The following is a 24,194-nucleotide window of genomic DNA, read 5'->3' as shown; positions in this document are numbered from 1 at the left end:
ACTCCTTGTCATTCCGGTCATGACTTGACCGCGCCGGCGGTCAATCCGGCGATAAATTGTTTCTGCATGAGCACGAACACGATGATGACCGGCAGGGTCGTCATCGCCAGCGCAGCGAAATAGAGGTTCCACATCGATCCATACTGCTGGAAGAACGCGACGAGGCCGAGCGGTATCGTCTGCAGGGCCGGATCGCGCAGCAACAGGAAGGCCAGGAAGAAATCGTTCCAGATTTCGATGAAGCCGAAGATCGTCACCAGAGCGAGCCCGGGCCGGATCAGCGGCAGCATGACCTTGCCGAGGATCTGAAGCCGGCTGGCACCGTCGATCCGCGCGGCATCCTCCAGCTCTGCGGGCAAGGACAGGAAGAAGCTGCGCAGAATGAAGATGGACAGCGGAAGATTGGAAGCCGCATGGATGATGGCGATGCCGATACGGCTGTTGACCAGACCGAGATCACGCACCGTCATGAAGAGCGGGATCGCCATGACCTGCGGCGGGATCAGCATCGCCGCCACGACCAGCGCAAGGATGACATTGCGACCACGAAACCTGAGGCGCGACAAGGCATAGGCGGCCGGGGTTGCAACCAGCAACAGCAGCGCAAGGGCCGTTGCCGTCACGACGACGCTGTTGAGGATGCGCGCGCCGATGCCGGCAACCCGCCATGCCTCGGTGTAATTCTGCCAGGCGAAGCCGGCCGGCAATCCCCAGACATTGGCGATGACCTCTTCCTTCGTCTTCAGGGATCCCGAAAGCACCCAGAAGAGCGGATAGAGCGTTTCGACGAGCACGATCGCCAACAGACCGTAGACAAGAACCAGCTCACCGACGGAACGGCCTGCGAACAGGCCCTTCCAGAAGAGGCGGCTTGCGAATGGTGGCTGGGCACGAGAGGGGCGAATGGAGCTGTGGTGTTCCATCATTACATCTCCACCTTGCTGCGCCGCATGAGGCCCAGGAGCAGGACGCAGGACAGCGCAACGATGAGGAACAGCGCGTAACCCATGGCGCTGGCATAGCCCATATTGCCGTCCTGGAAGGCAGTCTTGACCATGTAGGTCATCACGACTTCGGTGGCATGGTTCGGCCCGCCCTGTGTCAGCACCTGCACGATATCGAAGTTGCGGACGAAGGCACCGGAAAGGCCCAGAATGATGTTGATCAGAATGACCGGCATCATGAGTGGCAGGGTTATGTGCCTGAAACGTTTCACCGCGCCGGCACCATCGATACGGGCGGCCTCGTAAAGTTCATCCGGTATGGTCTGCAGGCCGGCGAGATAAATGACGGCGTGAAACCCCAGCCATTTCCAGACATCGACGACGATAATCGAATAGAGCGCGATGTCGGCATCGCCCAGCCACGACATCTTCAGTGCTGAAAGACCGAGCCCGTCGAGCGCGGCGTTGAGGAGGCCGAACACCGGATTGTAGATCCATGACCACAGGAGACCGGTGGCCGCAAAGGAAAGTGTGACCGGAATGAAAACCGCCGCCCGGATCGGGCCGCGCAGGAAAATCGCCCGATCCAGCAGAATGGCCAGCCCAAGGCCCAGCACGTTCTTCAGAAGCAGGATGAGGACAACGAAAATCAGATTGTTCTCGAGCGCGCCGAGAAACAGCTTGTCACCCAGAAGCTTCGCGTAGTTGGCAAAACCGATGAAAACCGGCGCCGAAAACCCGTCCCACCGCGTCAGGCTGATCCAGAGCCCGCGCAGGAACGGCCACAGAAAGAACAGCGAAAACAGGATGGCGGCAGGCGCGAGCATGAGAGCCGCGACCGTCGCGTCGTCGTCCCGCCGGATGATCCTCGTTATCCGCGTGAGCATCCCAGACCCCTTCAGCGCTTGTTGGGGTTCAGCACGAGTCCAAGCGTTTCAGTGAGATAGGCAACGCTTTCTCTTGCGCTCTGCTCTGCGGTCTTCTGCGAGGCATCGAGCTCCACGATCGCAAGACCGTCATACTCGGCGTCCAGGAGAACATCGACGAGCCCGGGCATATCGACCACGCCCGCACCGAGTTCGCTGAACGCGGCATAGCGCTCAGGGCCGACGAGGCTGTCGTCCACACGCGTATCCTTGAGATGCATGTATCGCACGGCGGACATGTAGGTGCGGAGTGCGTCAACCGGATCCGAATGGGTTTGCGCCAGATGGGCGGGATCGATGCAGAGCCCAGCATGGCGCGTATCCAGCTCATCCATCATCCGGTCGAGCTGTTCGCGCCGCTCGATGAAGGTATCGAGATGCGGGTGGTATACGGTGGCGATACCGAGATCGGCCGTACGACGGCCGATATCCTCAAGCGCGCGGCAGAAGGCCTTGTAGTCCTCCGGGAGGTGCTTGTTGCCCGAGGCTTCCGACGGACCGCCGCCGAGCACCAGAACCGGCGCATCGAAACCCTTCAGGATACGCGCAAGGGAAATGAGGCAGGCACGCTCCTGCTCCCACAGCACAGGATTGACGAAGGTCGCGTTCACATAGAGTGAGGACAGGCGGATGCCCAGATCGCTCTGTGCTTCCGAAAGCAGCGCATAGCGCCGCAGAATGTCGGTATCCGTCGTCACACCAGGCGGCGGCAGGTCGCCGAGCTGCATGTACTTGCGAGCGAACTGGTCGGACAGGCTGGTGAAGGCGAGAATTTCAAACCAGCCGAAACCTTCTCCAGCGAGAAAATCGAGCGCGGGGCGCAAGGGCTGCCCGGTCAGGTCCCAGCTGTTGAGGTGATAGCCGATGGAAAAGCGTTGGCGTGCAGAACGGGTCATGGCTTTGTCTTTCGAACGCATAGGTGATCCGGCGCTCTGCGGAGCGCACGGCAGTTGTCGGGAGAGAATTCCGGCGGCGCGCTGGAGAAGGGCGCGCCGCCGAGCGGCGCCGTCTTAGTCTTTCGGCGGCCAGTTACCTTCGTCGACAAGCGACTTGAACGTCGCCTGCACGCTCTGCGCGGCCTCTTCCGGTGTCGCGGTGCCACCAACAACCCCGGCGATGCCGGATGCCACGGCCGTCGTCACTTCGCTCGGCCAGATCCAGTCGAGGAACTTGATCGTATTGGGGAACGCGGTGGCGCGCAGATCCTTGGCGTATTGTTCATCGACGCCATCGACACCCTTGATGGAGGTGGCGATCGGCTGCTCCGCATCGAGATAGATCTTCGCCACCTCGGGCTTCGTCAGATAGGCGACGAAGTCGAGCGCCGGCTTGACCTTTTCCTCCGGAATGGAGGCCGAAAGGCACATGCCGTTGTCGGCGCCGCCGCCATGTTTCGCGTCACCCGGCGTCCCATCCATCTTGGGGAACGGGAAGACGCCCCAGGAGAAGCCTTTCACGTTTTCCTTCAGCGACGGAACCTCCCAGGTACCGCCGTAATACATGGCGCTCTTGCCGCTGGCGAAGGCGGCACGCATGCCCTCCATATCGACGGAGAGAGAATCCTTGGAAAGGATGCCGTCGTCGACCCACTGTTTGATCAGTCGGAACGCTTCGACGCTGGCAGCATTGTCGAACCCCTCCTTGCTTTCGAGCTGCGCCTGCGTAACCCCAACAGGGTCACCGCTTGCCTGCGAGAAGGTCTCGAAATACCACATCGGCCACATGACGCTGTTCGAGCCCTGATGCAGCAGCGGGATGACGCCCGCTTCCTGCAGCTTCGGCACCGCGGACTTGAGGTCGGCATAGGTCGGCGGCGTGGGAATACCGAGTTTCTTGAAAAGGTCGACATTGTAGAAGATCGTCGAGGTCGACAGCGACGTGATCGGCACGCCGTACACCTTGCCGTTCACATCGAAGGCACCGAGGCTGGCCGGATCGATATTTCCTGCGAAGGGCTGGATCTCATCCGTAATCGGCCGCAAGAGCCCGCGGCGCACATAAGCACCGTTGACCCAATAGGCCGAGCAGGCGATCAGATCCATCTCCTGGCCAGAAAGCTTAGCGGTCATCATGCGCTGGAGCGATCCCGACTGGGGACCCTGTGCATCCCATTCAACGGCAGAAACCTCGGGATGCTCCTTCAGGAAACCGGCAATGATTTCGTCCCGGATCTTCGTTTGCACCTCCGGCGTTTCACGCGGTGCGAGCACGTCGAGGGACGAACCGCCGAACACCTTCAGCGTGACGCCGTCGGCGCTTGCCGAGACCGGCATGAAAGCCGCCGAGAGGCTGAGAGCGACCGCGAGCACGCGCACGGCCGACCGGCCACGGGTATTTTTTGGAATACGGGCATGAACTGGCTGAGAAAACGGCATAGCGAACCCCTTGTATTGCTACGCTCGGCGCTTGTGCACCGTCGACCATATCGTTGATGGTCATACAAGTAAGGATCAGCTTTTTCGTCTTGTCAAGCGGCTATATGCATCAACTCACCCAACGATAAAACGCTGATATATCCGGGCAAACGGCACTTTTCAGCCAATTCTGCGGAAAATTTCTCAGAAAGCCCTTGACTTTAAATCGCAGGCCTTGATTGTTTGATTATCAAATAAAAGCCGCATTCAGCGAGCAACAAAGGGAACCTGATCGATGTCACTTGATGTCTTTTCCGCGCACCGCAACGAACAAGAGGTACGCCTGGACGCAACAAGGACAGCGGTCATCGTGGTCGACATGATCAACGAGTTCTGCAAACCGGGCGGGAAGATGGTTCTGCCCGGCTATGAAACGCTTGTCGGGCCGCAACTCGCCATTATCGAGGCGGCCCGGGCGAGCAATACACCCGTTATCTGGATTCACGACGCCCATCGCCCCGGCATGCGGCACGAGCGGGAATGGGCAAAACGCACGCCGCACTGCCTTGAAAACACCTGGGCCGTCGAGATCATCGAGGATCTCGGTGCGCGGCCGGACGAGATTCATGTGACGAAGCGTCGTTACTCGGCCTTCTTCCAGACGGACCTCGATCTCGTGCTGAAAGACATGAAGATCGACCAACTCGTCGTGTTCGGCGTCGTGACAAATATCTGCGTCCGCTCCACGGTCCACGACGCCTTCTTCAACGGCTACGAAGTCGTCGTGCCCGCAGATGCCTGCGCGGCAACAGGCCAGAGGGAGCAGGAAAGCTCGCTCTACGATATCGGCACCCATTTCGGCGTCGTCTCGGACTCCAAGGCTGTTGTTGCAGCCCTGAGCGGAGGCGCTACCATCGCCAATCAGATTGCGGCGTGAACAGGTGGGGCAGAACTTGAGCACTATCGAAACGATGGAAGACGAAACACACGTCGAGACGAACATCGAGCAGGGATCGGAGCCGCCTGAACTCGGGCGCGATGAAATCCTGGCCTATGTCGCCCGCACCGGTTACTCGCTGGAACACCATCCGGCACACATCATCCGTCGAGCACATCAGCGCGCAACCGCATGCTTTCAGGAAATCATCCCGGTCAACGACGTCACCCCAACGCAACTGGCCGCGCTGGTGACGTTGCTGAAGGCCGGCGAGCTTTCGCAGAACCATCTCGGGCGCATCAGCCAGATGGATCCGTCGACGATCAGCCTGGTGGTCAAAGCCCTCCTGAAACGGGGCCTCATCGCTCGCAAGCGCTCTGAAACCGACCAGCGCATGACGATGATCACCCTGACCAACCGCGGCGTGCACTACACCCTGCCCCTGCTGGACCAGAGCATGCAGGTCGCGCGTAAGCTTTTGGAACCGCTGACCCCTGCCGAGCAGGCTACGCTTCTCGATCTTCTCAACCGCGTCAGCGGACCGGATCCAACCGAGTAACCCGACGCAGCCTGCCATGCGCATGGTTGTCACCCGGTTTCTGACCATACCGACAGATTGTAAGGACAAACCATGTCGAATGCTCCCGATAAAGCCGACCGCCTCCTGATCCGAAACCTGGGCGCGGTGCTCACCGGGGAGCTTGCCGCCCCCCTCGCGGACGCGGATACGATCCTCATCGAGAATGGAAAGATCGCTGCCGTTGGCCGCGAAGCCGATATCGGCGCTGCGGGCATCAAGCGCGTCATCGATGCGAAAGGCTCTTCGATCATGCCGGGCATGATCGACAACCATTCCCACCCGGTCATGGGTGACTGGACGCCGCGCCAGAACCAGCTGGGATGGATCGATTCAACACTGCATGGCGGCGTGACGACACTGGTCTCCGCCGGCGAGGTGCACCTGCCGGGCCGCCCGCGGGATGTGATCGGCGTCAAGGCTCTGGCAATCACAGCACAACGCGCTTTCGCAAACTTCTCCCCGACAGGCATGAAGGTTCTGGCCGGTGCCCTCATCCTCGAGCACGGCCTCGAGGAGAAGGACTTTAGCGAACTTGCCGATGCCGGCGTGACACTCGTCGGCGAAGTGGGCCTCGGCACGGTGAAGGATGGACCGACGGGCCGCAAGATGATCGATTGGGCCCGTCAGTATGGCATGACGTCGATGACCCATACCGGCGGGCATTCGATTCCGGGATCCTCGCGGATCGGCGCTGACGTCGTGCTGGAAGTGGATGCCGATGTCGCGGCCCATATGAATGGCGGACCGACCTCTCTTCCCTTCTCCGAACTCGAACTGATCTGCAGGGAAAGCAAGCGTGGGCTCGAGATCATCCACAACGGCAACATGAAGGCCGGGCTCTTCGTGCTCGACGTTATCAAGGATGTCGGCGCCCTTGACCGGCTCGTGCTGGGTACGGACGGCCCCGCCGGATCCGGCGTTCAGCCACTTGGAATGCTGCGTCTCGTGACGATGCTTGCCTCGCTCGGCGGCGTCTCCCCCGAAGTCGCCGTCTGCTTTGCGACCGGCAATGTGGCGAAGCTGCGCGGCCTGAACGACCGCGGGCGTATCGCACCCGGCCTGGCCGCGGATCTCGTCTTTATCGATCAGGCAATGGGCGGTGGCGGCGATGGCGTGCTCGACAGCATGGCGCTCGGCAATCTGCCCGGCATCGGCATGATTCTCGTCGATGGGGTCCAGCGCACGGCACGCAGCCGCAACACGCCCCCCTCCATTCTTGTGCCGGAAACCCACGCGGCCTGATCCTCAAACCTCCCAGACGAAGAAGGCCCGCCTTTTTGGCGGGCCTTCTTCGTTTCATCCGAGCGGAAAGAACGATCAGACCAGGCCGTCCCTGCCGACAACCTTGTCCACCGTCAGGCCACCCACTCTCGGATGCGGGCGACCGGAGTCGGTGACAGCAATCGCGACGGCGATCTCGTTTGCCCGCGGTGCATCGGAAACACGCACCTCCATGCCGTCGAAATGGGTTCTGACCCGCGCCGCATCCTTGTGACCGAGCGGAATATCGAAGGGCGCGCCGGGCGCACCGCGCTTCTTCGATGACGGAATGAGGGCCGCTCCACCGCCCAGCACATCCCGAAACGGCGCGCCAAGCTCCGGGTGCAGCAGGGCGGCGGCGTGCTCAAGCTCGCCATCCTCGCCGACCAACGCCGCCTTGCCAAAGCTTTCAACCTTTTCGGAGGCTACGCCGAGAGCGGCAACCGCCCGCTCCGGCAGAATACGCCCCAGCGCGCGGCCAATCGCCATGAGCGGTGCAAGGTCCTCGACATACCGTCCAGAGAACGGGTTTTCGATAATGGCCACGGAGGCGGCGCGGCGGGTCGGCTTCTCCAACACCTTGCCGCCCTCCGAAAAGGTTTCTTCCACAACGGTCACGACGCGGCGAATACCCGAGGTCCCGATGTCGCTCATCGCAGGCCATCCTCCCCCTTGATGTCGCTGGCTTTCAGGCCACCCACACGCGCATGAATGCGCGGGCCAGTCGTCATGGCCAGAACGACCACCATTTCATTGGCACGCGGCGCGTCGTTGATACCAACCTCAATCGCATCGAAGTGGCTGCGAACGTAGGATGCGTTGACATGCGTGATCGGGATATCCAGGTGCGTTCCCAGTCCGCCGACTTTCTTCGTGGAGGGCACGATCGCCTTCGCGTCCCCAAGCAGCTCGCGCATCGCATAGCCGCCGGGATTGTGCCAGAGCGCGGCGTGTTCGAGTTCGCCCGCCGCACCGACGATCGCCCCCTTGCCATATCCCTCGACCACGCCCGGATCACCGCCGAGCGCATCGATGAGCCGCTTGGCCATATCAAGCCCGAGAGGACGCAGTGCATCCATGAAAGGCGCGATCTCCTCGACATAGCCTCCGGCGAAAGGATTTTCGATGACCGCGAGAACGGCTGCCCGCTTGAGCGGAACTGTCGCCGCCGGGCCTCCTTCGTGGAAAATCTCATCGACCGAAACGACAATCTTGCGTACTTTCACGTCCGCCATATCATGCTCCCAAAACTTGTTAGAGTGGAAACAATTCTATCCGTTCCGGGAAATGTCAAGCCGATGCCGGCAAAATCGCGCAACCTTGAGAAAAACCGCGAGTTATTGGGCATTACTCATCACCTCATCACAAATTTTTGGCCGACGCCCCATTCAAAAAACCATTGACAAGAAAAAATAGGATGCGCAATCTTTGTACGACCATCAATGAAATCGGCAACGAAGACCGATGCGATGGAATCGCCTATTGACCATCAGAGGGATTGAACCGTCATGAAGAATTTCACGCAGATTTTGGCAGCCGGCGTTGTGCTCGCTGCATCCGCAATGCCATCCTTCGCTGCCGAAAAGGTCAACGTCGCCGCCATCTCCGGCTACTTTGCCCAGGGCTTCGGCGTATCGATCGTCGAAGGCTTGAACAAGGCAAAGGCCGATTTCGGCATCGATCTGAAGCTCGTCGACACCGGCAACCGCGCGCTCGACTATGAAGAGCAGTTCAGCAACCTCGCCAAGACGGGCGAATATGACCTCATCTTCGTGATGGGCTGGGAACTGGTCGATGCGCTGCAGAAAGTCAGCGCCGCCTATCCGAACCAGCGCTTCGTTTTCATCGACGGCGTCCTCGATAGCGACAAGATCATCTACGCCAGCTTTGCCGAAGAACAGGGATCGTTCATTGCCGGCGCTCTTGCCGCACTGGTGGAAAATCTCGGCCCCGAATTCGATAAGATCGGTGACGGCAAGGCCATCGGCTTCGTCGGCGGTCGTGACATCCCCGTCATCCGCAACTTCCTTGGCGGCTACGAACAGGGCGCGAAATATGCGGTTCCCGATGTGAAGGTGAATTCCGTCTTTGCGGGCACCTTCGACGACCCGGCAAAGGGCAGCGAACTAGCCATGGCGCTCTACGGCCAGGGCACCGACATCGTCTACAATGTCGCCGGCCCGACCGGTGAAGGCGTGATGCAGGCCAGCGCCGCCGCCGACAAATACTCGCTTGGCGTCGATGTCGACATGTGCTCCAGCGCGCCGGGCAACGTTCTCGCCAGCATGTTGAAGCGCGGCGATATCGCAGTCTACTCGATCATCAAGGACGAGGTTGAGGGCAAGGCCGTAAAACCGGGCGTGCGCACGTTCGACCTCGCTTCGGGCGGTGTCGAGGTCAAGCTCTGCGAAGACGTTGCCGCCAAGCTGCCGGCAGAAATTCCGGCCAAGCTCGAAGAAATCCGCAAGGAAGTCGTCGACGGTAAAATCGCGATCACCAAGGCAAAATAACGCTTGAGCCGGCAGACGGGCGAGGTGAATCTCACCCGTCTGCCATTTTGAAGCCTGGCCCTATTCTGTCCATTGGAAAGGCCGCCGGTCGACGCATGTCCGGCTGCCATTCTTGATATGATCGCTTGAAACATGACTTTTGCTGTCGAACTCAAAGGCATCACCAAACGCTTCGGCGCCTTTACCGCCAATTCCGGCATCGACCTTGCTGTCCGGCAGGGCGAAATTCACGCCATCATCGGCGAAAATGGCGCGGGCAAGACAACGTTGATGAATGTGCTGTTCGGCCTGCTCCAGCCGGATGAGGGCACGATTTCCGTCAACGGCAAGCCTATGGCCATCGACAGCCCGGCTGTTGCGATCAACGAAGGCCTCGGCATGGTGCACCAACATTTCAAGCTGGTGCCGTCACTGACCGTCGCTGACAACATTTTTCTTGGCATGGAAATTCGCCGGAGAGGATTGATCGACCGCGCCGCGCAGGTCGAGCGAACGCGCGCCCTCTCCCAGAAATTCGGCCTGAAAGTCGACGCACAGGAGCGCGTCGCCGGCCTCTCGGTCGGGATCGAACAGCGCATCGAAATTCTCAAGGTTCTCGCCCGCAACGCGCGCACCATCATTCTCGACGAACCGACGGCTGTGCTGACGCCGCAGGAAAGCCGGGACCTTTTCCAGACGCTGCGCAGCTTCGTCGACGACGGCATGACCGTGATCTTCATTTCCCACCACCTCGAAGAGGTCATGGCCGTTTCTGACACAATCACCGTGCTGCGCGACGGGCGCGTGGTTGCGACCCGCCCCAAGCAGGAACTCACCAAGCGTGAGCTCGTGCGGCTGATGGTCGGCCGCGATGTCAGCTTCGATCGCCGTCCGCGCCACATCGTGCAGGGCGAGTCCGTGCTGGAAATCGAGGATCTCTGGGCGCGCGACGATCGTCGTCTGGCTGCGTTGAAATCCGCCACCTTTTCCGTTCGTGCAGGCGAAATCGTCGGCATTGCCGGTGTTGCCGGCAACGGTCAGACAGAGCTTGCGGAAGTGCTTTCCGGCCTGCGTGAGGCCAGCCATGGAAGCGCGAAACTTCATGGCAAGGAGCTTGTCGGGTGCACGCCCGCCGAAATCCGGGATCTGGGACTCGCGCATGTGCCAGGTGATCGTCTCGCCCGCGGGGTCGATCGCAATGCAGCGCTGTCGACGAACATCCTGATGGGCCGGCAGAAAAAAGCCCCCTTCGCGAAAAATGGCATCATCAACTGGACGGTCGTTCAAGATGAGATGCGGGCTCTGATCAAACGCTTCGATATTCGCGCCAGAGGCCCCAGGGATGTGGCGAGGAGCCTGTCCGGGGGCAATATTCAAAAGGTCGTGCTGGCCCGTGAATTCACCGCGGGCGGCGACATGTTGCTGATCGACCAGCCGAGCCGTGGCGTCGATATCGGCGCGCAGGAAGCCATCCATGACGAAATCATGCGGCAGCGTGCGGAAGGCCGCGCGATCTTGCTGATCTCGACCCAGCTCGATGAACTCAAGGCGCTCGCCGATCGCATCATCGTTATGTTCGAGGGGCGCATCATGGGTGTAGTCGACGGTAATACCATGGATGAAGACGCCATCGGCCTGATGATGGCAGGCGTGGATCCATCAGACGTGAAGGAAGACGAATGAAAACGGCCCTGCTGCCTGATGGCCTTATCCGCACTCTGGCGGGCCAGGCCCTTGCCTTCGTTGTTGCGCTGTCGCTGGGCGCCGTGATCATTCTCATGATCGACGAGAGCCCCATCGCGGTCTTCATGACGCTGATGCGAGGCGCCTTCGGCGACGCCGAGAAGATTGCGGGAACCTTGCTGCAGACGACGCCGATCCTGATCTGCGGCATCGCAGCTTGTATCGGGCTGCGCGGCGGCATGTTCAATGTCGGCATCGAGGGTCAGCTCTTCCTGGGCGGCTTCGCGGCCGCGTGGGTCGGCTTCGCCTTTGCACTGCCGCCGTTCGTGCATATCATTGTCGCCGTAGCCTGCGCTATTCTGGCGGGCGCTGCCTGGGTTGCAATTCCGGCGTATTTCCGCGTTCGATACGGCACCAACGAGGTGGTCTCGACCATCCTTGCCAACTACATCGCCGTTCTGCTGACATCCTACTTCACGATCTTCCTCTTCAAGCGCCCGGGCGGCTGGTCCGAAACGCCGCCGATCCTTCCGACCGCCTATCTACCCGAGCTTTTCAGCTTCTCGCGCCTGAACATCGGTCTGCTGATCGGCCTGTTCCTGGCGATCGCCACCGCCGCCTTCTTCCGGTGGGCTTCGGCCGGCTATGCAGCGACGATGGTTGGTTCGGCGCCAAAGTTCGCGGAATATGGCGGCATCAATGTCCGCAAGGTCGGCTTCAGCGTCCTCCTCGCCTCCGGCGCGGTCGGCGGCCTTGCCGGCGGCATCGAGACGCTCGGCGTGCATCACCGCTTCATGGAAGGCTTTGCTCCGGGTTTCGGCTTCGACGGCCTGATTGCGGCCCTTCTCGCCAATGGATCACCGATCGGCACGATTTTCACTGCGCTGTTCTTCGGGGCACTCAGAGCCGGATCCCTGCTGCTTGAAGTCGATACGACGGCCTCACGCGAGATCATCACCGTCATCCAGGCCCTGATCATCCTTGCGGTCTCTGCAGACCTCATGATGCGCCGACGCGGCGATCGCACGGGAGAGCGTCGATGGAAGTTCTAAGCACCATTTTCAACGTCGCGCTGATTGTCGCGACGATACGTACCACGGCGCCCATCCTGCTCGTGGCCCTCGGTGGCTCCTTCACCACAAAGGCCGGCATCTTCAATATCGGGCTGGAAGGCCAGATGCTGATCGCGGCATTCTTTGCCGTACTCGGCTCGATCTGGACCGGTTCCTCGCTCGGCGGAATGGTGATCGGCGTGGCAGCGGCGCTCGTCTTTGCTCTGGTCTTCGCCGTTCTGGTCATCAGCTTCCGCGCCAATGAGGTGGTGGTCGGTCTGGCGCTCAACATTCTCGCCGGCGGCATGACCATCTCGCTGATGAAGGCGATCTTCGGCACGCGCGGCTCGATCGTCGGCCGTGGCATCGTCGGCCTGCCGAAGGTGCAAATTCCGGGAGCACGCGATATCCTCGGCCCCTATACCCAGCTGATCTCCGGGTATACGCCGCTGATCTACGTGGCTTTCATCGCTGTGCCGGTGCTCATCCTCATCTACGGGCGCACGCGCCTCGGCCTTTATATCCGCGTGGTCGGCGAAAAGCCTGAGGCGGCTGAAGCGCTCGGTATTTCGATCGCCAAGGTCCGCTATACCGCCGCCCTGCTGTGCGGCCTGCTCGCCGGACTTGCGGGCGCGCATATGTCGCTCGGCTACATCACGATGTTCACCGAGAATATGTCTTCCGGCCGCGGCTTCATGGCTGTCGCGATCCTGATCTTCTCAGGTGGCGATCCCTGGCGCGTGCTGGCGGGCTGCCTGCTGTTCGGCTTTGCCGACGCGCTGTCGCTGCGCCTGCAGACCTTCGGCTTCCCGTCCTATCTGGTGCTGGCGGTGCCTTATACCGTGGCTCTCACGGCTTTGTTTGCGCTGTCCTGGAAGGCCCGGCCGAAACTCATCCGTGAAACGATAGAGACGATGCAGCGCGCGCTCTCCGTCCATCCGGCGAAATCCGAAACGCCGGACACCTCCTCCAACCGTTCCTGATCTCTACATCAATCGAAGGCTTGTCATGCAACGCATCATCCTCGACGTCGATTCCGCTGGCGATGATATTCTCGCCGTTCTCTTCGCCGCCGCCCACCCCGATATCAAGCTGGAGGGGGTAACGACAGTCACCGGTGCCGCCGGCCCGATCACGCAGGTCACCAATGTCGTGCTCAACACGCTTTCGCTGGCAGGTCGTGACGACATCCCCGTCCATGCCGGTGCGTGGCGTCCCATCGTCGGCAATTCCAAGGCCGACATGGAGGCTCCCGTCCATTTCGAAAAGCGGCTGACCGCACGTTTCGGCGATCGCCTCAAGACGTTCAATCCGCCCGCCCCCACGCAGAAGCGTACGGCCACGCCGGGCCACGCCGTCGACTTCATCATCGAGACCGCCAAGGCGCATCCGGGCGAACTGACCCTTGTTACGACAGGTCCGACGACCAATGCCGCCATGGCGATTCTCCAGGAGCCGGCGCTGCCATCCCTGCTTAAAAACATGCTGGTTCTGGGCGGCAATTTCTCCACGCCCGGCAACATGACGCCGCTGTCGGAATACAATATCTGGGCAGACCCGGAAGCGGCCCGCATCGTGCTCAATGCCGACTGCCCGAAGATTCTCGTGCCACTCGACATCTGCGAGGACAACCGCGTCGCCGATAGCATGCTGACCCGCGACGATCTCGCCGACATGGCCGCCGTCACGAAGGACAATACCGTCGTTGACATGATCCGCGAGGTGTTCCCGATTTATATCGATATCTGGCGCGAATTCTTCGGCCTTGTCGGCTTCCCGATGGACGACGTCATCACGGTGGCGCTCGCCATCGCTCCGGATCTCGTCACCACCACCGATAAGCTGTTTGCCGATGTCGTCATCGAAAAGGGCATCGCGCGTGGCCAGACTGTTGCCTATCGCGGGCACCAGATCCTCCCCGGCGGCGACGGCCCGAAAACCACCCGGATCGGCACCGACCTCGACGGCCGACGCTTCCTCGACATGTTCAAGACGACAATGGCGCGCTACGGGCGCCCTGCAGCCTGAAGGATCACATCCATGGCCACCCCTATTCTCTACGACTGCGATCCCGGTCACGACGACGCCATTGCGCTTGTCATGGCGCACCGCTCGCCAGCGATCGACCTTCTTGGCGTCACGACGACGTGCGGCAATGCAGAGCTTGAACGCACCACAGCGAACGCGATCCGCGTTCTCGATTTCCTCGGCGCCACGGATGTGCCGGTTGCCGCCGGTTGCGCACGCCCGCTCGCCCGTCCCCTGGTGCTCGGCACGGCCGATGGTCCCAGCGGCATGGACGGCTCGCCTTATCTGCCGGAGCCCAAACGCGGTCCGATCGCCCAGCATGCTGTCGATTTCCTTGCTGAGAAACTGGCCGCTGCGGCCGAGCCGATGACCGTCGTCGCCACCGGTCCCCTCACCAATATCGGCCTGCTCGTGTTGAAGCATCCCGAAGTCCTGTCCAAGATCAAGGAGTTGATCTGGATGGGCGGCGTGTTTTATCGCAAGAGCGAGATCATCACGCCGACGGAATTTAACGCTTTCTGCGATCCGGAATCGCTGAAGATCGTACTCGACAGCGGTGTGCCGATTACGATGGTCGGCCTGGATGTCACCATGCAGGTGCTGATCGAAGCCGATCAGTATGAGGAACTCGGCAGGATCGACACCCAGCTCGGCAAGCTGGTGATGGATTGGCTGCGCTTCTACGAGAAACTGCATCGCAACTCGATGGGTGTCGGCGGCGCCATGCACGATCCGCTCGCCCTGGCGCTCGTGATCGATCCGACGCTCGTGCGCACCAGACCCGTCCACATCGGCGTCGATCTCAACGGTACTTATACGTTCGGTGCGACCGTTGCCGATTTCTGGAAGGAACGCGGCGAGCCGGACAATGCCCGTATTGCCTATGAGGTGGACGCAGACCGCTTCTTCAAGCTGATGTTCGACCTCCTGCGGTAACGCCGGCACGGATATCGAAAGGAGATGGAAACATGACAGGGCTGGTTCTCAAGGATATCCGCAAATCCTACGGCGCGGTGGATGTGATCCACGGCATCGATCTCGATATCAAGCAGGGCGAGTTCATCGTCTTCGTCGGCCCGTCCGGCTGCGGGAAGTCGACGCTGCTGCGCATGATCGCCGGCCTGGAGGAGATCACCGGTGGCGACATGACGATCGATGGCGAGCGCGTCAACGACGTGCCGCCTTCGAAGCGCGGCATCGCCATGGTGTTCCAGTCCTACGCGCTCTACCCCCACATGACCGTCTACGACAACATGGCCTTCGGCATGCGGATCGCCGGCGAGAGCAAGGAAGAGATCGACCGCCGGGTGCGCTCGGCGGGCGAAATCCTCCAGCTCACGAAGTATCTCGACCGCCTGCCCAAGGCGCTCTCGGGCGGCCAGCGCCAGCGCGTCGCCATTGGCCGCGCCATCTGCCGCAATCCCAAGGTCTTCCTGTTCGACGAGCCCTTGTCTAACCTCGACGCGGCGCTGCGCGTGGCGACCCGCATCGAGATCGCCAAGCTCAACGAGCAGATGGCCGATACCACCATGATCTACGTGACGCACGACCAGGTGGAGGCGATGACGCTCGCCGACCGCATCGTCGTGCTCTCGGCCGGCCATATCGAGCAAGTCGGCCCGCCGCTGGAACTCTATGAGCGACCAGCCAATCTCTTCGTCGCCCGCTTCATCGGCTCGCCGGCCATGAACATCATCCCGGCGAAGGTGACTGCGGCCGGTGCCGCAACCTCGGTCGAGCTGACGGGCGGTCGCGTCTCCAGCGTCGATATCCCGACGGCGGCTTCTGAAGTCGGCAAGACGGCGAGCTTCGGTGTGCGGCCGGAAGACCTGCAGATCACGACGGGGGAGGATTTCCTCTTCGAGGGCACGGTGTCCATCGTCGAGGCGCTTGGCGAGGTGACGCTGCTCTATATCGATGGTCTCGTTGCCAACGAGCCGATCATCGCCAAGATCCCAGGCATTCTCGATATCAAGCGGGGCGAGAAGGTGCGCTTCACGGCCGACAAGACCAAGCTGTACCTGTTCAATGCGGCCGGGCAGAGCTATCGCCAGCGACCTATTTGAGACAGGATACCGGCGGAAGCAAGCACCATTGCAAGAGGATGAGGCGCAGGATTTGAACATTCAAGAGCGCACGACATGATCTTCGACTACTGCGTCATCGGGGGCGGCATCGTCGGTCTCGCAACGGCCATGCGACTTCTCGAGACAATGCCGGGCATCAGCCTCGTCCTGCTTGAAAAGGAAAATCGGCTTGCGCAACATCAGACCGGTCACAACAGCGGGGTCATCCATGCCGGCATCTACTATCCGCCAGGCAGTCTGAAGGCAGAACTTTGCCGCAAGGGCGCTGCTGCGACAAAGGTCTTTTGCGCCGAAAATAACGTTCATTTCGACGTTTGCGGCAAACTGCTTGTTGCGACATCTGCCGCCGAAATGGCGCGGATGGAGGCCCTCCACGAACGTTCCAGGCAGAACGGCATCGAGGCCTGCAGGATCGACGCCGAAGAACTGAAGGAGCGGGAGCCGAACATCAATGGTCTCGGCGCGCTCTTTGTCCCGTCGACTGGCATCGTCGATTACTCCGATATCTGCCGCGCGATGGGGCGACGCGTCGAAGCACTTGGCGGTGAAATCCACCTCTCGACCCGAGTATCCGGTATCCGCGAGACAACGGTCGCCGTGGATATAGACACCGAAGGCCGGAGTTGGCGTGCGAAGAAGCTGATTGCATGTGGCGGACTGCAATCGGATCGACTCGCAATGCTCGCGGGTCTTTCGATCGAACACCGCATCGTTCCCTTCCGGGGTGAGTACTATCGTCTACCGCCTCACAAGAACGCCATTGTCCGTCACCTCATATACCCGATCCCCGACCCGGCATTGCCCTTCCTGGGTATCCATCTTACACGCATGATCGACGGCGGCGTGACCGTTGGACCAAACGCGGTCATTGGTTTTGCTCGCGAGGGCTATCCACGCCTATCGGTCAATCTTTCCGACACCGCCGATATCGTCCGCTTTCCCGGTTTCTGGAAGACGATATTTGCGCATCGGAAATCCGCCGTTGAGGAGTTCCGAAACTCCTTCTGGAAAGCGGGTTACCTGAAGGAATGTCAGAAATATTGCCCAAGCCTTGGCCTTGACGACCTTCTTCCCTGCGAGGCAGGGATCCGTGCACAAGCAGTGCGCAAGGACGGCACGCTTATCCACGATTTCCTCTTTGCCGAAACCGAGCGAATGCTGCACGTCTGCAACGCTCCATCCCCCGCCGCAACGTCAGCACTTCCAATCGCAGACATGATCATCGGCCATATGGCGATAAAATAAGCTGGTTCGTGGAGAAGGCACCAACTGCGTGGAAATGCTCGGGGCTCTTGAAATGGTCAGAACCGGCCACCCCACCCCTAGAATGAACGAGCATGTTGTAGTTCCCAAGCGGAGATATATGTCTGTCTGGCGCGGAACCACTGGTAAAGCGCCGATAGCGGTCTGACTGCATCTGCAATCCAGGAGACGAAACCAGCCAGACCCAAGCGGTTCGCGAGGGTCTGCTATCGGCTCAAACCGGTCATAGCAGTTAGCAAGCGGACGCGCCGGAGGAGCGGCGTTGATTTCGCTTCATCTACGCTGTCAGCCTACAGGCCGCCACCGACCCTTAAAACGCTGCCGGCGACATAGGTTGCTTCCGTAGAGAGCAGCCAAAGGACTGCCGCTGCAATCTCGTTGGCGTCTGCCGCTCGGCCAAGCGGTATTTTAGATGCCACGCGAAACGGTCGATCCGGATCCCCTCCGTCTGCATGGATGTCGGTGTGCGTTGTGCCGGGAGCAACCGCATTAACGCGAATTCCTAGTGGAGCAACTTCTTTGCCGAGACCGATTGTGAGGGCTTCGATTGCCGCCTTGCTCGCTGCGTAGTGCACATACTCACCCGGCGCGCCGAGTGTCGATGCGATTGAGGAGATATTGACGATCCGGCCCTTGATGGCGTTGCTCTCCCAATAGCGAATAGCGCATTGGCACAAGAGAATCGTACCCATCACGTTGACGTCGAGTGTCCGACGCAGCGCGGGCAGCGGAAGATTGGCAAAGCGGCCAATCTGCCCGGTGATACCAGCGTTGTTAACAAGCGCGACCGGAGCACCAAGGACGTCGCTGGCTTCCGCGAAGAACGAAGCTGGAAAATCAGGATCCCCCAAGTCACCCTTGACGGCGTGCAGTTGCGGCCCGGCACCGGAAAGCGACTCGACGAGGGCAGCCGCCGAGGCTGCGTTCTCGCGGTAGCTGAAGCAAACGTCATACCCGTCTAGAACCGCACGTCGCACAATTGCCGCTCCGATGCCCCGCGATCCCCCGGAGACCAGAAGGGTTTCCCTGGGCTTTGTCGTGCTGCTTGTCGTCATCTCATAGCTCCTGAACTCTTCGCCAGATCACGCGGTCTTTTCTTTGAGGGCGCAGATGCTCGACGTCCGCCTCTACAAACTCTTCGGATTCAGGCTCATCGTTCGATCTGGCCAGGGATTTTGTCCGTCGCGTAACCACAACAGGGTATCGAGCCAAAAGCCTGTCGCGTGACTATCGTGGAAAAGGTCGAAATGGCCGATCTTGGCGCGCCCATAGTCCTCAGGGCGTAGAGAAACAATTATGCGATCGGCGGTGGTGTAGTAACCAAGCCCCCGTCGCACCGCGGTAACCGTTCCCAGTTCATCATCCGATACGGTTATGGCGAGGATCGGCGCCATAACCGCCTGCATCCGCGCAAGTACCGTTCTGCGTGCCTCAATGCTGTAGCTCGATTCGAACCGCGGGCCGCGGAACGCCCATTCGTGGGCGACCCCGGCCGGCAGATCCTCGAGCCGGCCTATCCGCTTGCCTGGAAAATACCCGCACAGGAATGTCAGCATTGGCATTGCGAGATGCCATTTGAGAAAAAGGCCCAGGCGCCGTTCGCGCGCATAGTCTCCCCACCAGGCGTACTGCGCGCCCACGGTGAGGATTCTGTCGACGTCCTTCCCCGCCTCGGCGAGGCCTGGAAGAAAACCGCCGATACTATGGCCAATGACGAGAAGCGGACTGCGCCTTGAGCGTGAGCTGCTGTTTGAGTTCTGCATAAAGCGTACTGCCGCTTCAAAATCCAGTTCTCCCCAATCCCGCCAGCGAAAACCGCAACCACGCAGCGTCTCTGGCCGAGAACGGCCAATGCCACGGTAGTCATACGTAAGGACTGAAAACCCGCGCTCGGCGAGGAAGCGGGCATATCGGTGGTAGTAGCGCGCCGCTACGCCGGTTGCCGGATTGATGATGACCCGTCCATGTCCGAAACTGTTCGAACCTTCCCACAAGTCTCCCAAAAGCTGCACGCCGTCGCCTGCCGAAAGGGTCACAGGGGTGGAGAAGGAGGTGCATGAGGTGCAAGTTCGACTGTCCATATCGAAAGGCTATCCCCAGTCAGATATTGTGTATATTCACTGGTCGGTATACTCAACAGAATGACCTCTGAGATATCCACGAAAGACCGCATCCTCGCGGCAGCAAGCAGGCTCTTTCACGACGAGGGCATCCGTGCCGTCAGCATGGATGCTGTCGCCGAGAAGACCGGTGTCACCAAGCGCACCCTTTATTACCATTTCCGTAGCAAGGACGATCTGATAGCCTCTCATCTCGAGGCTCGCGATCAGCCCAACCTCGCGCTTTTCCAAAAATGGTTTGCCGAGACCGACGGTGACGTCGCCGAAAAAATCAAGGGGATCTTCGACGAGTTGGCGCGCTCCGCTGGGCATCCGAAGTGGAAAGGCTGCGGCTTCCTGCGTACGTCTGTCGAACTCGTCAACCTCCCGGGCCATCCAGCGATCGTGGCCGGCCGCCGACACAAGAAGCGCGTTGAAGAGTGGCTAGGCTCCGTCCTTGTAGAGGTCGTTTCCTCCGAACAGGCGAATTTAGCGGCACGACAGATCATTCTTCTGCTGGATGGCGCATTCTCCGTCGTACTGCTCCACAGCGATCCCAGCTACTTGCTGAGTGCTGGCGAGGCCGCGGCAGTTTTGATCCGATCTGCTATCGATCAGCCAGTCGGCGGGCCATCAGCAGCCCTGACTTAGAACATTTGAACTGTCCACACGCGCGACTTCCAGCAGGGAAGAGCTCGCTTCGGCGTGCAGAACTCAGCGGCAAGCCGTTTAATCTATGCCGCAGCTTGGACAAGCTCCTGCGAGCGTCAATGAGAAAGCTCTTGAGGGGATACGACCCTACGGCCCGTTTAGCAAATCATGTCCAAGGTGCCAGTGGATAGCCAGTTTGTGGCCGAGAACAGTCGTTTTCCGCTAATCTCCTACGTTTCGCCAACACCGCCGTCAGAGCCTTTGCGGCCATGCACCTCGCGGTCATAATTCGGCTCAGAGCTTGAAAGCACCAAAGAAGTGCTTTATATTTTATGCATGGCAGCAAGGTTCACATCCAGTCTCCGGCTTGACCTTCAGCCCACGCCGGACACGCGGCGGGCGCTCGAAGAAACGCTCGCCGCCTACCAGCAGGCGATGGCGATCCTCGACTTGACGCAAGGCGCCAATATCGTGGCGCTGCATCAGGCGGCCTATGAGGAAATCCGGGCGACGACGGGTCTTCCCTCTCGCCTTGCAACGCTTGCTTTGCGCGATCACGGCCGCCGCAAACCCGGTGAGATCATCGCCGATATCCCGCTCGACTCAAAGCTGTTTGCAGTCAAGGGGCCGGACAGCGTGAGCATCGCGACGCTATCCGGCCGGATTATACTGCCCTATGCGTCCAGCGGCTATCGCGAGGGCTGGGCCGATTTTGCCGAGGCAAGGCTCGTCTTTGCCGGATCATCCATCTGTCTCTACGCTGGCATCCAGGCCGGCGTTCACCCGAAGAAGGAGGCCTCCATGTCCAACGAAGGTATTCTCGCCCGCCTCGGGCGCGTCATCGCCGGTGTCGTCAACAATGCGGTCGATGCCGCAGAGGCATCGAACCCGGTTGCGGTGGCGCAGCAGGCCGTCCGTGAAATCGGCACGATTGCCGAGGAGGCGCGTGCAGCGCTCGGCGTCGCCATGGCGGCCGGCCACAGGCTGAAGGCCAAGGCAGAGGACCTCGACGCGGAAATCCGCGACCTTGACGAGAAGATCAAGGTCGGCCTGGAAAGCGGCCGTGAAGACCTTGCCCGCGCGGCCACCGGCGTTCAGATCGATCTGGAGGCCCAGCGCGGCGCGCTGTCGAAGGCCATTGTGGAAAATGCCACCGAGATTGCCGAAGCGGAAGCCACGCTTCGCAGCATCGCGTCCGCGCGCGCCGATGCGACGAAGCGGCTGGAAGATGCCAAACGCGCCGAGCGCACCGTGCCGCAGGCCGCAACACCCTCCCAACGCAACGACCAGCGCCTGGCCGACGCCCTCAAGGCCGTCGAGCGTGTCACCGGGGTTCCGTCGAAACCCGCTATGGAAGGTACAGCGGAGGTCGAAGAACTTGGCCGTCTGCAACGTCAAAAGGCAATAGAGGCGCGTCTCAATGCCTTCAAACAGGGTGAGCGATGATGGATTCGATCGTCCAGCCGGGCACAGCCCCCTTCTGGATCGCACTTTTGACGGTCGCAGGCCTCGGCCTTGTCGAACTCGTTTCTGTCCTGATGGGCGCATCTGCCTCCGGACTGCTCGACGAGGGGCTTGATTTCAACGGGCCGGGCGACGCGGAATCCGGGCTGCTCGGTGGATGGATGTCCTGGCTGAACGCCGGTGGCGTACCGATCCTCGTGCTCGCCGTCATCCTGCTCTCGGCGTTTTCCGCCGCCGGTTTCGCGATCCAGGCCTTCATCGGCCAGTTCCGCGAACCGTTGCCACTTTATGCCGCAACCACCGGTGCGCTTGCCCTCGCAATCCCCGTCACCCGCTGGTCGAGCCGCGGGCTTGCACACATCATTCCGCGCGACGAGACCAGCGTGCAGGAACAGGCCGATTTCATCGGGCTCACCGGAACCGTGACGCTCGGCCCGCTCGACCAGGGCCATCCTGGCACGGTGCGAATCAAGGATCGCTACGACAATATCCATACGCTGCGTGCCCAGGCTGCGCCGGGGCACATCATCGAGACGGGTGCCCTCGCGCTGATCGTCGACGGGGCGAACGGCCTTTTCCAGGCCATCCCCGCACCGACCGCTTTCACCGACGAGCACCATTCCAACAACGGAGGCTAAACGACCATGGATTTCCTCTCTGTAGGACTTATTGCCGGGGTCATCGTGACGGCGATCGTCGTCATCGGCATCATCATGACCTCGCTCTATACGCGCGCCACACGCGACAAGGCCTATGTGCGCACCGGTCTCGGTGGCAAGAAGGTCGTGCTTGATGGCGGCTCGATCATCCTGCCGATCTTCCACTCCTATTCCTGGGTGTCGCTGAGCACACTCCGGCTTGAGGTGAAGCGCGCAGAAAACGAGTCTCTGATCACCAAGGACCGCATGCGCGCCGATATTACAGCGGAGTTCTATGTCCGTGTGAAGCCGGATGCGGAAAACATCGCACTGGCCGCCCAGACGCTCGGCGACCGCACGAACGATGCGGATGCGCTGAAGGCGCTTGTCGAGGCAAAATTCGTCGACGGCCTGCGCTCGGTCGCCGCGACCATGTCGCTGCGCGACCTGCAGGAGCAGCGCGCCGAGTTCGTCAAGTCGGTGCAGGCAGCCGTCGCGCACGACCTGCAATCGAACGGCCTAGAGCTGGAATCGGTGTCGCTGACCCGCCTCGACCAGACGGACATCAAACATTTCAACCCGAACAATACCTTTGACGCAGAGGGCCTGACGGCGCTCACCAAGATCACTGAGGAGCGTAAGCGCGAGCGCAACCAGATTGTCCGCGACAACGAGGTCGAGATCGCGACCAAGGATCGCGAAGCCTCGCTGCGCCGGCTGACTATCGAACGCGAACAGCGCGACGCCGAACTGTCGCAGGAACGCGATATCGCCAACAAGACGGCCGAGACTCGCGCGGAAGCGGCGAAGGCCGAACAGTTGGCACGTCTCAGCGAGGAAACCGCGCGCCTCGACACTGAAAAGGGCATCGCCGAGCGGGACTCCCAGGCACGTCAGGCGAAGGAAACCGCGCGCATCGACGCCGAACGCGGGATTGCCGAGCGGGAAGCCGAAGCGCGTCGGGTCACCGAATCCGCCCGCATTGATGCCGCGATCGCGGTCGCAGAGAAGAGCGAGCAGGAACAGGCGGCGCGCGCCAAAGCTGACGAAGCCAAGGCCGCAGCCACAACCGCCGAGGAACAGGTCATCACGGCGAGGGAAGTCGAGATCGCCGAGCGCGCCAAGCGCATCGCCGTGCTCGATGCCCGCAAGGACGCCGAACAGGCGGCCACCGCCATCACCGTGAAGGCGGAAGCGGAGCGCCAGGCCGCGGAAAACCTTGCTGCAGCGATCAAGATCCAGGCCGAGGCAGACGCGGCGGCCGCCAAGATCAAAGCGACCGGCGTCATCGAACTTGGCGAGGCAGAGGCGAAGGCGGAGCGGGCGCTCAACGAAGCCCGCAACGCACTTTCGGCCAGCATCATCGAATTCGAGCTTGCACGCGCGCGCGTTGCGATCATTCCGCAAGCACTCGAGCAGGCGATGAAGCCGATCGAGAAGATTTCCGATATCCGCATCTTTAGTGCGGGCGGGTTAGCCGGCGCCCTGGCAGGCAACGGGGGCGGTGGCAGTGCTGCGGGCAACACGGTCGGAGACCTCAGCAGCCAACTCCTGAACTTCACCGCCCAGAAACCCATCCTGGATGAAATCCTCGCGCAAGCAGGCTTCAAGGGCGCCGATCCGACGCAGGCCCTGCTCGCTGCCTCCATCGGAAATGCTACCAACAGGACGCAGGGCGACGACGTCTAAGCTGGAACCGATGATGCCGACTGAGCATCCGAAAACGTCGAGACCGCCGG

General features: G+C 60.9%; 23 protein-coding genes. 15 read left to right on the top strand and 8 right to left on the bottom strand.

Annotated elements, in window-relative coordinates; all coding sequences use genetic code 11:
- Positions 1 to 17 precede the first annotated feature (17 nt).
- The 4 genes from MUU55_RS25850 to MUU55_RS25835 form a co-directional block, all read right to left on the bottom strand.
- Positions 18 to 926 (bottom strand): carbohydrate ABC transporter permease, encoded by a 909-nt coding sequence (locus MUU55_RS25850; RefSeq protein ID WP_244763657.1) that lies wholly within the window; start codon positions 924 to 926, stop codon positions 18 to 20.
- Positions 926 to 1,831, bottom strand: a complete 906-nt coding sequence (locus tag MUU55_RS25845) for a carbohydrate ABC transporter permease (RefSeq protein WP_244763656.1) — start codon at positions 1,829 to 1,831, stop codon at positions 926 to 928. The genes MUU55_RS25850 and MUU55_RS25845 overlap by 1 nt, the downstream gene beginning before the upstream one ends.
- Before the next feature lie 11 nt (positions 1,832 to 1,842).
- Positions 1,843 to 2,766 carry a sugar phosphate isomerase/epimerase family protein gene (locus MUU55_RS25840; protein WP_244763655.1) on the bottom strand — a complete coding sequence of 308 codons (924 nt, stop codon included), beginning with the start codon at positions 2,764 to 2,766 and terminating at the stop codon, positions 1,843 to 1,845.
- 114 nt (positions 2,767 to 2,880) lie between these two features.
- Positions 2,881 to 4,245, bottom strand: a complete 1,365-nt coding sequence (locus MUU55_RS25835) for an extracellular solute-binding protein (protein WP_244763654.1) — start codon at positions 4,243 to 4,245, stop codon at positions 2,881 to 2,883.
- Positions 4,246 to 4,519: 274 nt separating this feature from the next.
- Between MUU55_RS25835 and MUU55_RS25830 the strand changes: the two genes are divergently transcribed.
- The 3 genes from MUU55_RS25830 (at position 4,520) to MUU55_RS25820 (ending at position 6,983) form a co-directional block, all read left to right on the top strand.
- Complete coding sequence (locus tag MUU55_RS25830) at positions 4,520 to 5,161, top strand: cysteine hydrolase family protein (RefSeq protein ID WP_244763653.1); 642 nt, start codon at positions 4,520 to 4,522, stop codon at positions 5,159 to 5,161.
- A 16-nt stretch (positions 5,162 to 5,177) separates the two neighbouring features.
- A complete protein-coding gene (locus MUU55_RS25825) occupies positions 5,178 to 5,720 on the top strand; it encodes a MarR family winged helix-turn-helix transcriptional regulator (protein WP_244763652.1) in 543 nt (180 codons plus the stop codon).
- A gap of 72 nt (positions 5,721 to 5,792) precedes the next feature.
- Positions 5,793 to 6,983, top strand: a complete 1,191-nt coding sequence (locus MUU55_RS25820) for an amidohydrolase family protein (protein WP_244763651.1) — start codon at positions 5,793 to 5,795, stop codon at positions 6,981 to 6,983.
- A 75-nt stretch (positions 6,984 to 7,058) separates the two neighbouring features.
- Here MUU55_RS25820 and MUU55_RS25815 read toward each other — a convergent pair whose 3' ends face one another.
- Together MUU55_RS25815 and MUU55_RS25810 are read right to left on the bottom strand one after the other, a co-directional pair.
- On the bottom strand, positions 7,059 to 7,655 hold the full coding sequence (locus MUU55_RS25815; protein ID WP_244763650.1) for an amino acid synthesis family protein: 597 nt from the start codon (positions 7,653 to 7,655) through the stop codon (positions 7,059 to 7,061).
- On the bottom strand, positions 7,652 to 8,236 hold the full coding sequence (locus tag MUU55_RS25810; protein WP_117372149.1) for an amino acid synthesis family protein: 585 nt from the start codon (positions 8,234 to 8,236) through the stop codon (positions 7,652 to 7,654). The genes MUU55_RS25815 and MUU55_RS25810 overlap by 4 nt, the downstream gene beginning before the upstream one ends.
- Before the next feature lie 273 nt (positions 8,237 to 8,509).
- Between MUU55_RS25810 and MUU55_RS25805 the strand changes: the two genes are divergently transcribed.
- From MUU55_RS25805 to lhgO, 8 genes are all read left to right on the top strand, one after another.
- Positions 8,510 to 9,511, top strand: coding sequence for a BMP family lipoprotein (locus MUU55_RS25805; RefSeq protein WP_244763649.1), 1,002 nt, complete (start codon positions 8,510 to 8,512; stop codon positions 9,509 to 9,511).
- A 132-nt stretch (positions 9,512 to 9,643) separates the two neighbouring features.
- A complete protein-coding gene (locus MUU55_RS25800; protein ID WP_244763648.1) occupies positions 9,644 to 11,173 on the top strand; it encodes an ABC transporter ATP-binding protein in 1,530 nt (509 codons plus the stop codon).
- Positions 11,170 to 12,225 (top strand): ABC transporter permease, encoded by a 1,056-nt coding sequence (locus MUU55_RS25795; protein WP_244763647.1) that lies wholly within the window; start codon positions 11,170 to 11,172, stop codon positions 12,223 to 12,225. Before MUU55_RS25800 ends, MUU55_RS25795 begins: the two co-directional genes overlap by 4 nt.
- Entirely contained in the window at positions 12,213 to 13,208 is a 996-nt protein-coding gene (locus MUU55_RS25790; protein WP_244763646.1) for an ABC transporter permease, read from the top strand. The genes MUU55_RS25795 and MUU55_RS25790 overlap by 13 nt, the downstream gene beginning before the upstream one ends.
- A 25-nt stretch (positions 13,209 to 13,233) precedes the next feature.
- Positions 13,234 to 14,253: a nucleoside hydrolase gene (locus MUU55_RS25785; RefSeq protein ID WP_244763645.1), complete on the top strand. Its 1,020-nt coding sequence runs from the start codon at positions 13,234 to 13,236 to the stop codon at positions 14,251 to 14,253.
- 12 nt (positions 14,254 to 14,265) lie between these two features.
- Entirely contained in the window at positions 14,266 to 15,189 is a 924-nt protein-coding gene (locus MUU55_RS25780) for a nucleoside hydrolase (RefSeq protein ID WP_244763644.1), read from the top strand.
- 32 nt (positions 15,190 to 15,221) lie between these two features.
- Positions 15,222 to 16,319 carry an ABC transporter ATP-binding protein gene (locus MUU55_RS25775; protein ID WP_244763643.1) on the top strand — a complete coding sequence of 366 codons (1,098 nt, stop codon included), beginning with the start codon at positions 15,222 to 15,224 and terminating at the stop codon, positions 16,317 to 16,319.
- Positions 16,320 to 16,397: 78 nt separating this feature from the next.
- On the top strand, positions 16,398 to 17,585 hold the full coding sequence (gene lhgO, locus MUU55_RS25770; protein ID WP_244763727.1) for an L-2-hydroxyglutarate oxidase: 1,188 nt from the start codon (positions 16,398 to 16,400) through the stop codon (positions 17,583 to 17,585).
- 308 nt (positions 17,586 to 17,893) lie between these two features.
- Here the strand turns inward: lhgO and MUU55_RS25765 are convergent, their stop codons facing one another.
- The gene (locus MUU55_RS25765; protein WP_244763642.1) at positions 17,894 to 18,658 is read right to left on the bottom strand and encodes an SDR family oxidoreductase; all 765 of its coding nucleotides are present in this window, start codon (positions 18,656 to 18,658) and stop codon (positions 17,894 to 17,896) included.
- A 72-nt stretch (positions 18,659 to 18,730) separates the two neighbouring features.
- A complete protein-coding gene (locus MUU55_RS25760; RefSeq protein ID WP_244763641.1) occupies positions 18,731 to 19,684 on the bottom strand; it encodes an alpha/beta hydrolase family protein in 954 nt (317 codons plus the stop codon).
- Positions 19,685 to 19,744: 60 nt separating this feature from the next.
- Between MUU55_RS25760 and MUU55_RS25755 the strand changes: the two genes are divergently transcribed.
- The 4 genes from MUU55_RS25755 to MUU55_RS25740 all read left to right on the top strand — a co-directional run bounded on the left by MUU55_RS25755 (position 19,745) and on the right by MUU55_RS25740 (position 24,144).
- On the top strand, positions 19,745 to 20,353 hold the full coding sequence (locus MUU55_RS25755) for a TetR/AcrR family transcriptional regulator (RefSeq protein WP_244763640.1): 609 nt from the start codon (positions 19,745 to 19,747) through the stop codon (positions 20,351 to 20,353).
- Positions 20,354 to 20,689: 336 nt separating this feature from the next.
- A complete protein-coding gene (locus tag MUU55_RS25750) occupies positions 20,690 to 21,799 on the top strand; it encodes a PspA/IM30 family protein (protein ID WP_244763639.1) in 1,110 nt (369 codons plus the stop codon).
- Positions 21,796 to 22,455, top strand: coding sequence for an OB-fold-containig protein (locus MUU55_RS25745; RefSeq protein WP_244763638.1), 660 nt, complete (start codon positions 21,796 to 21,798; stop codon positions 22,453 to 22,455). Before MUU55_RS25750 ends, MUU55_RS25745 begins: the two co-directional genes overlap by 4 nt.
- A gap of 6 nt (positions 22,456 to 22,461) precedes the next feature.
- Positions 22,462 to 24,144 (top strand): flotillin family protein, encoded by a 1,683-nt coding sequence (locus MUU55_RS25740; RefSeq protein ID WP_244763637.1) that lies wholly within the window; start codon positions 22,462 to 22,464, stop codon positions 24,142 to 24,144.
- The last annotated feature ends 50 nt before the right edge of the window (positions 24,145 to 24,194 follow it).

This window comes from Shinella curvata (assembly GCF_022899935.1).
Lineage (GTDB): Bacteria > Pseudomonadota > Alphaproteobacteria > Rhizobiales > Rhizobiaceae > Shinella > Shinella curvata.
This window is presented reverse-complemented; position numbering and strand designations above follow the sequence as displayed.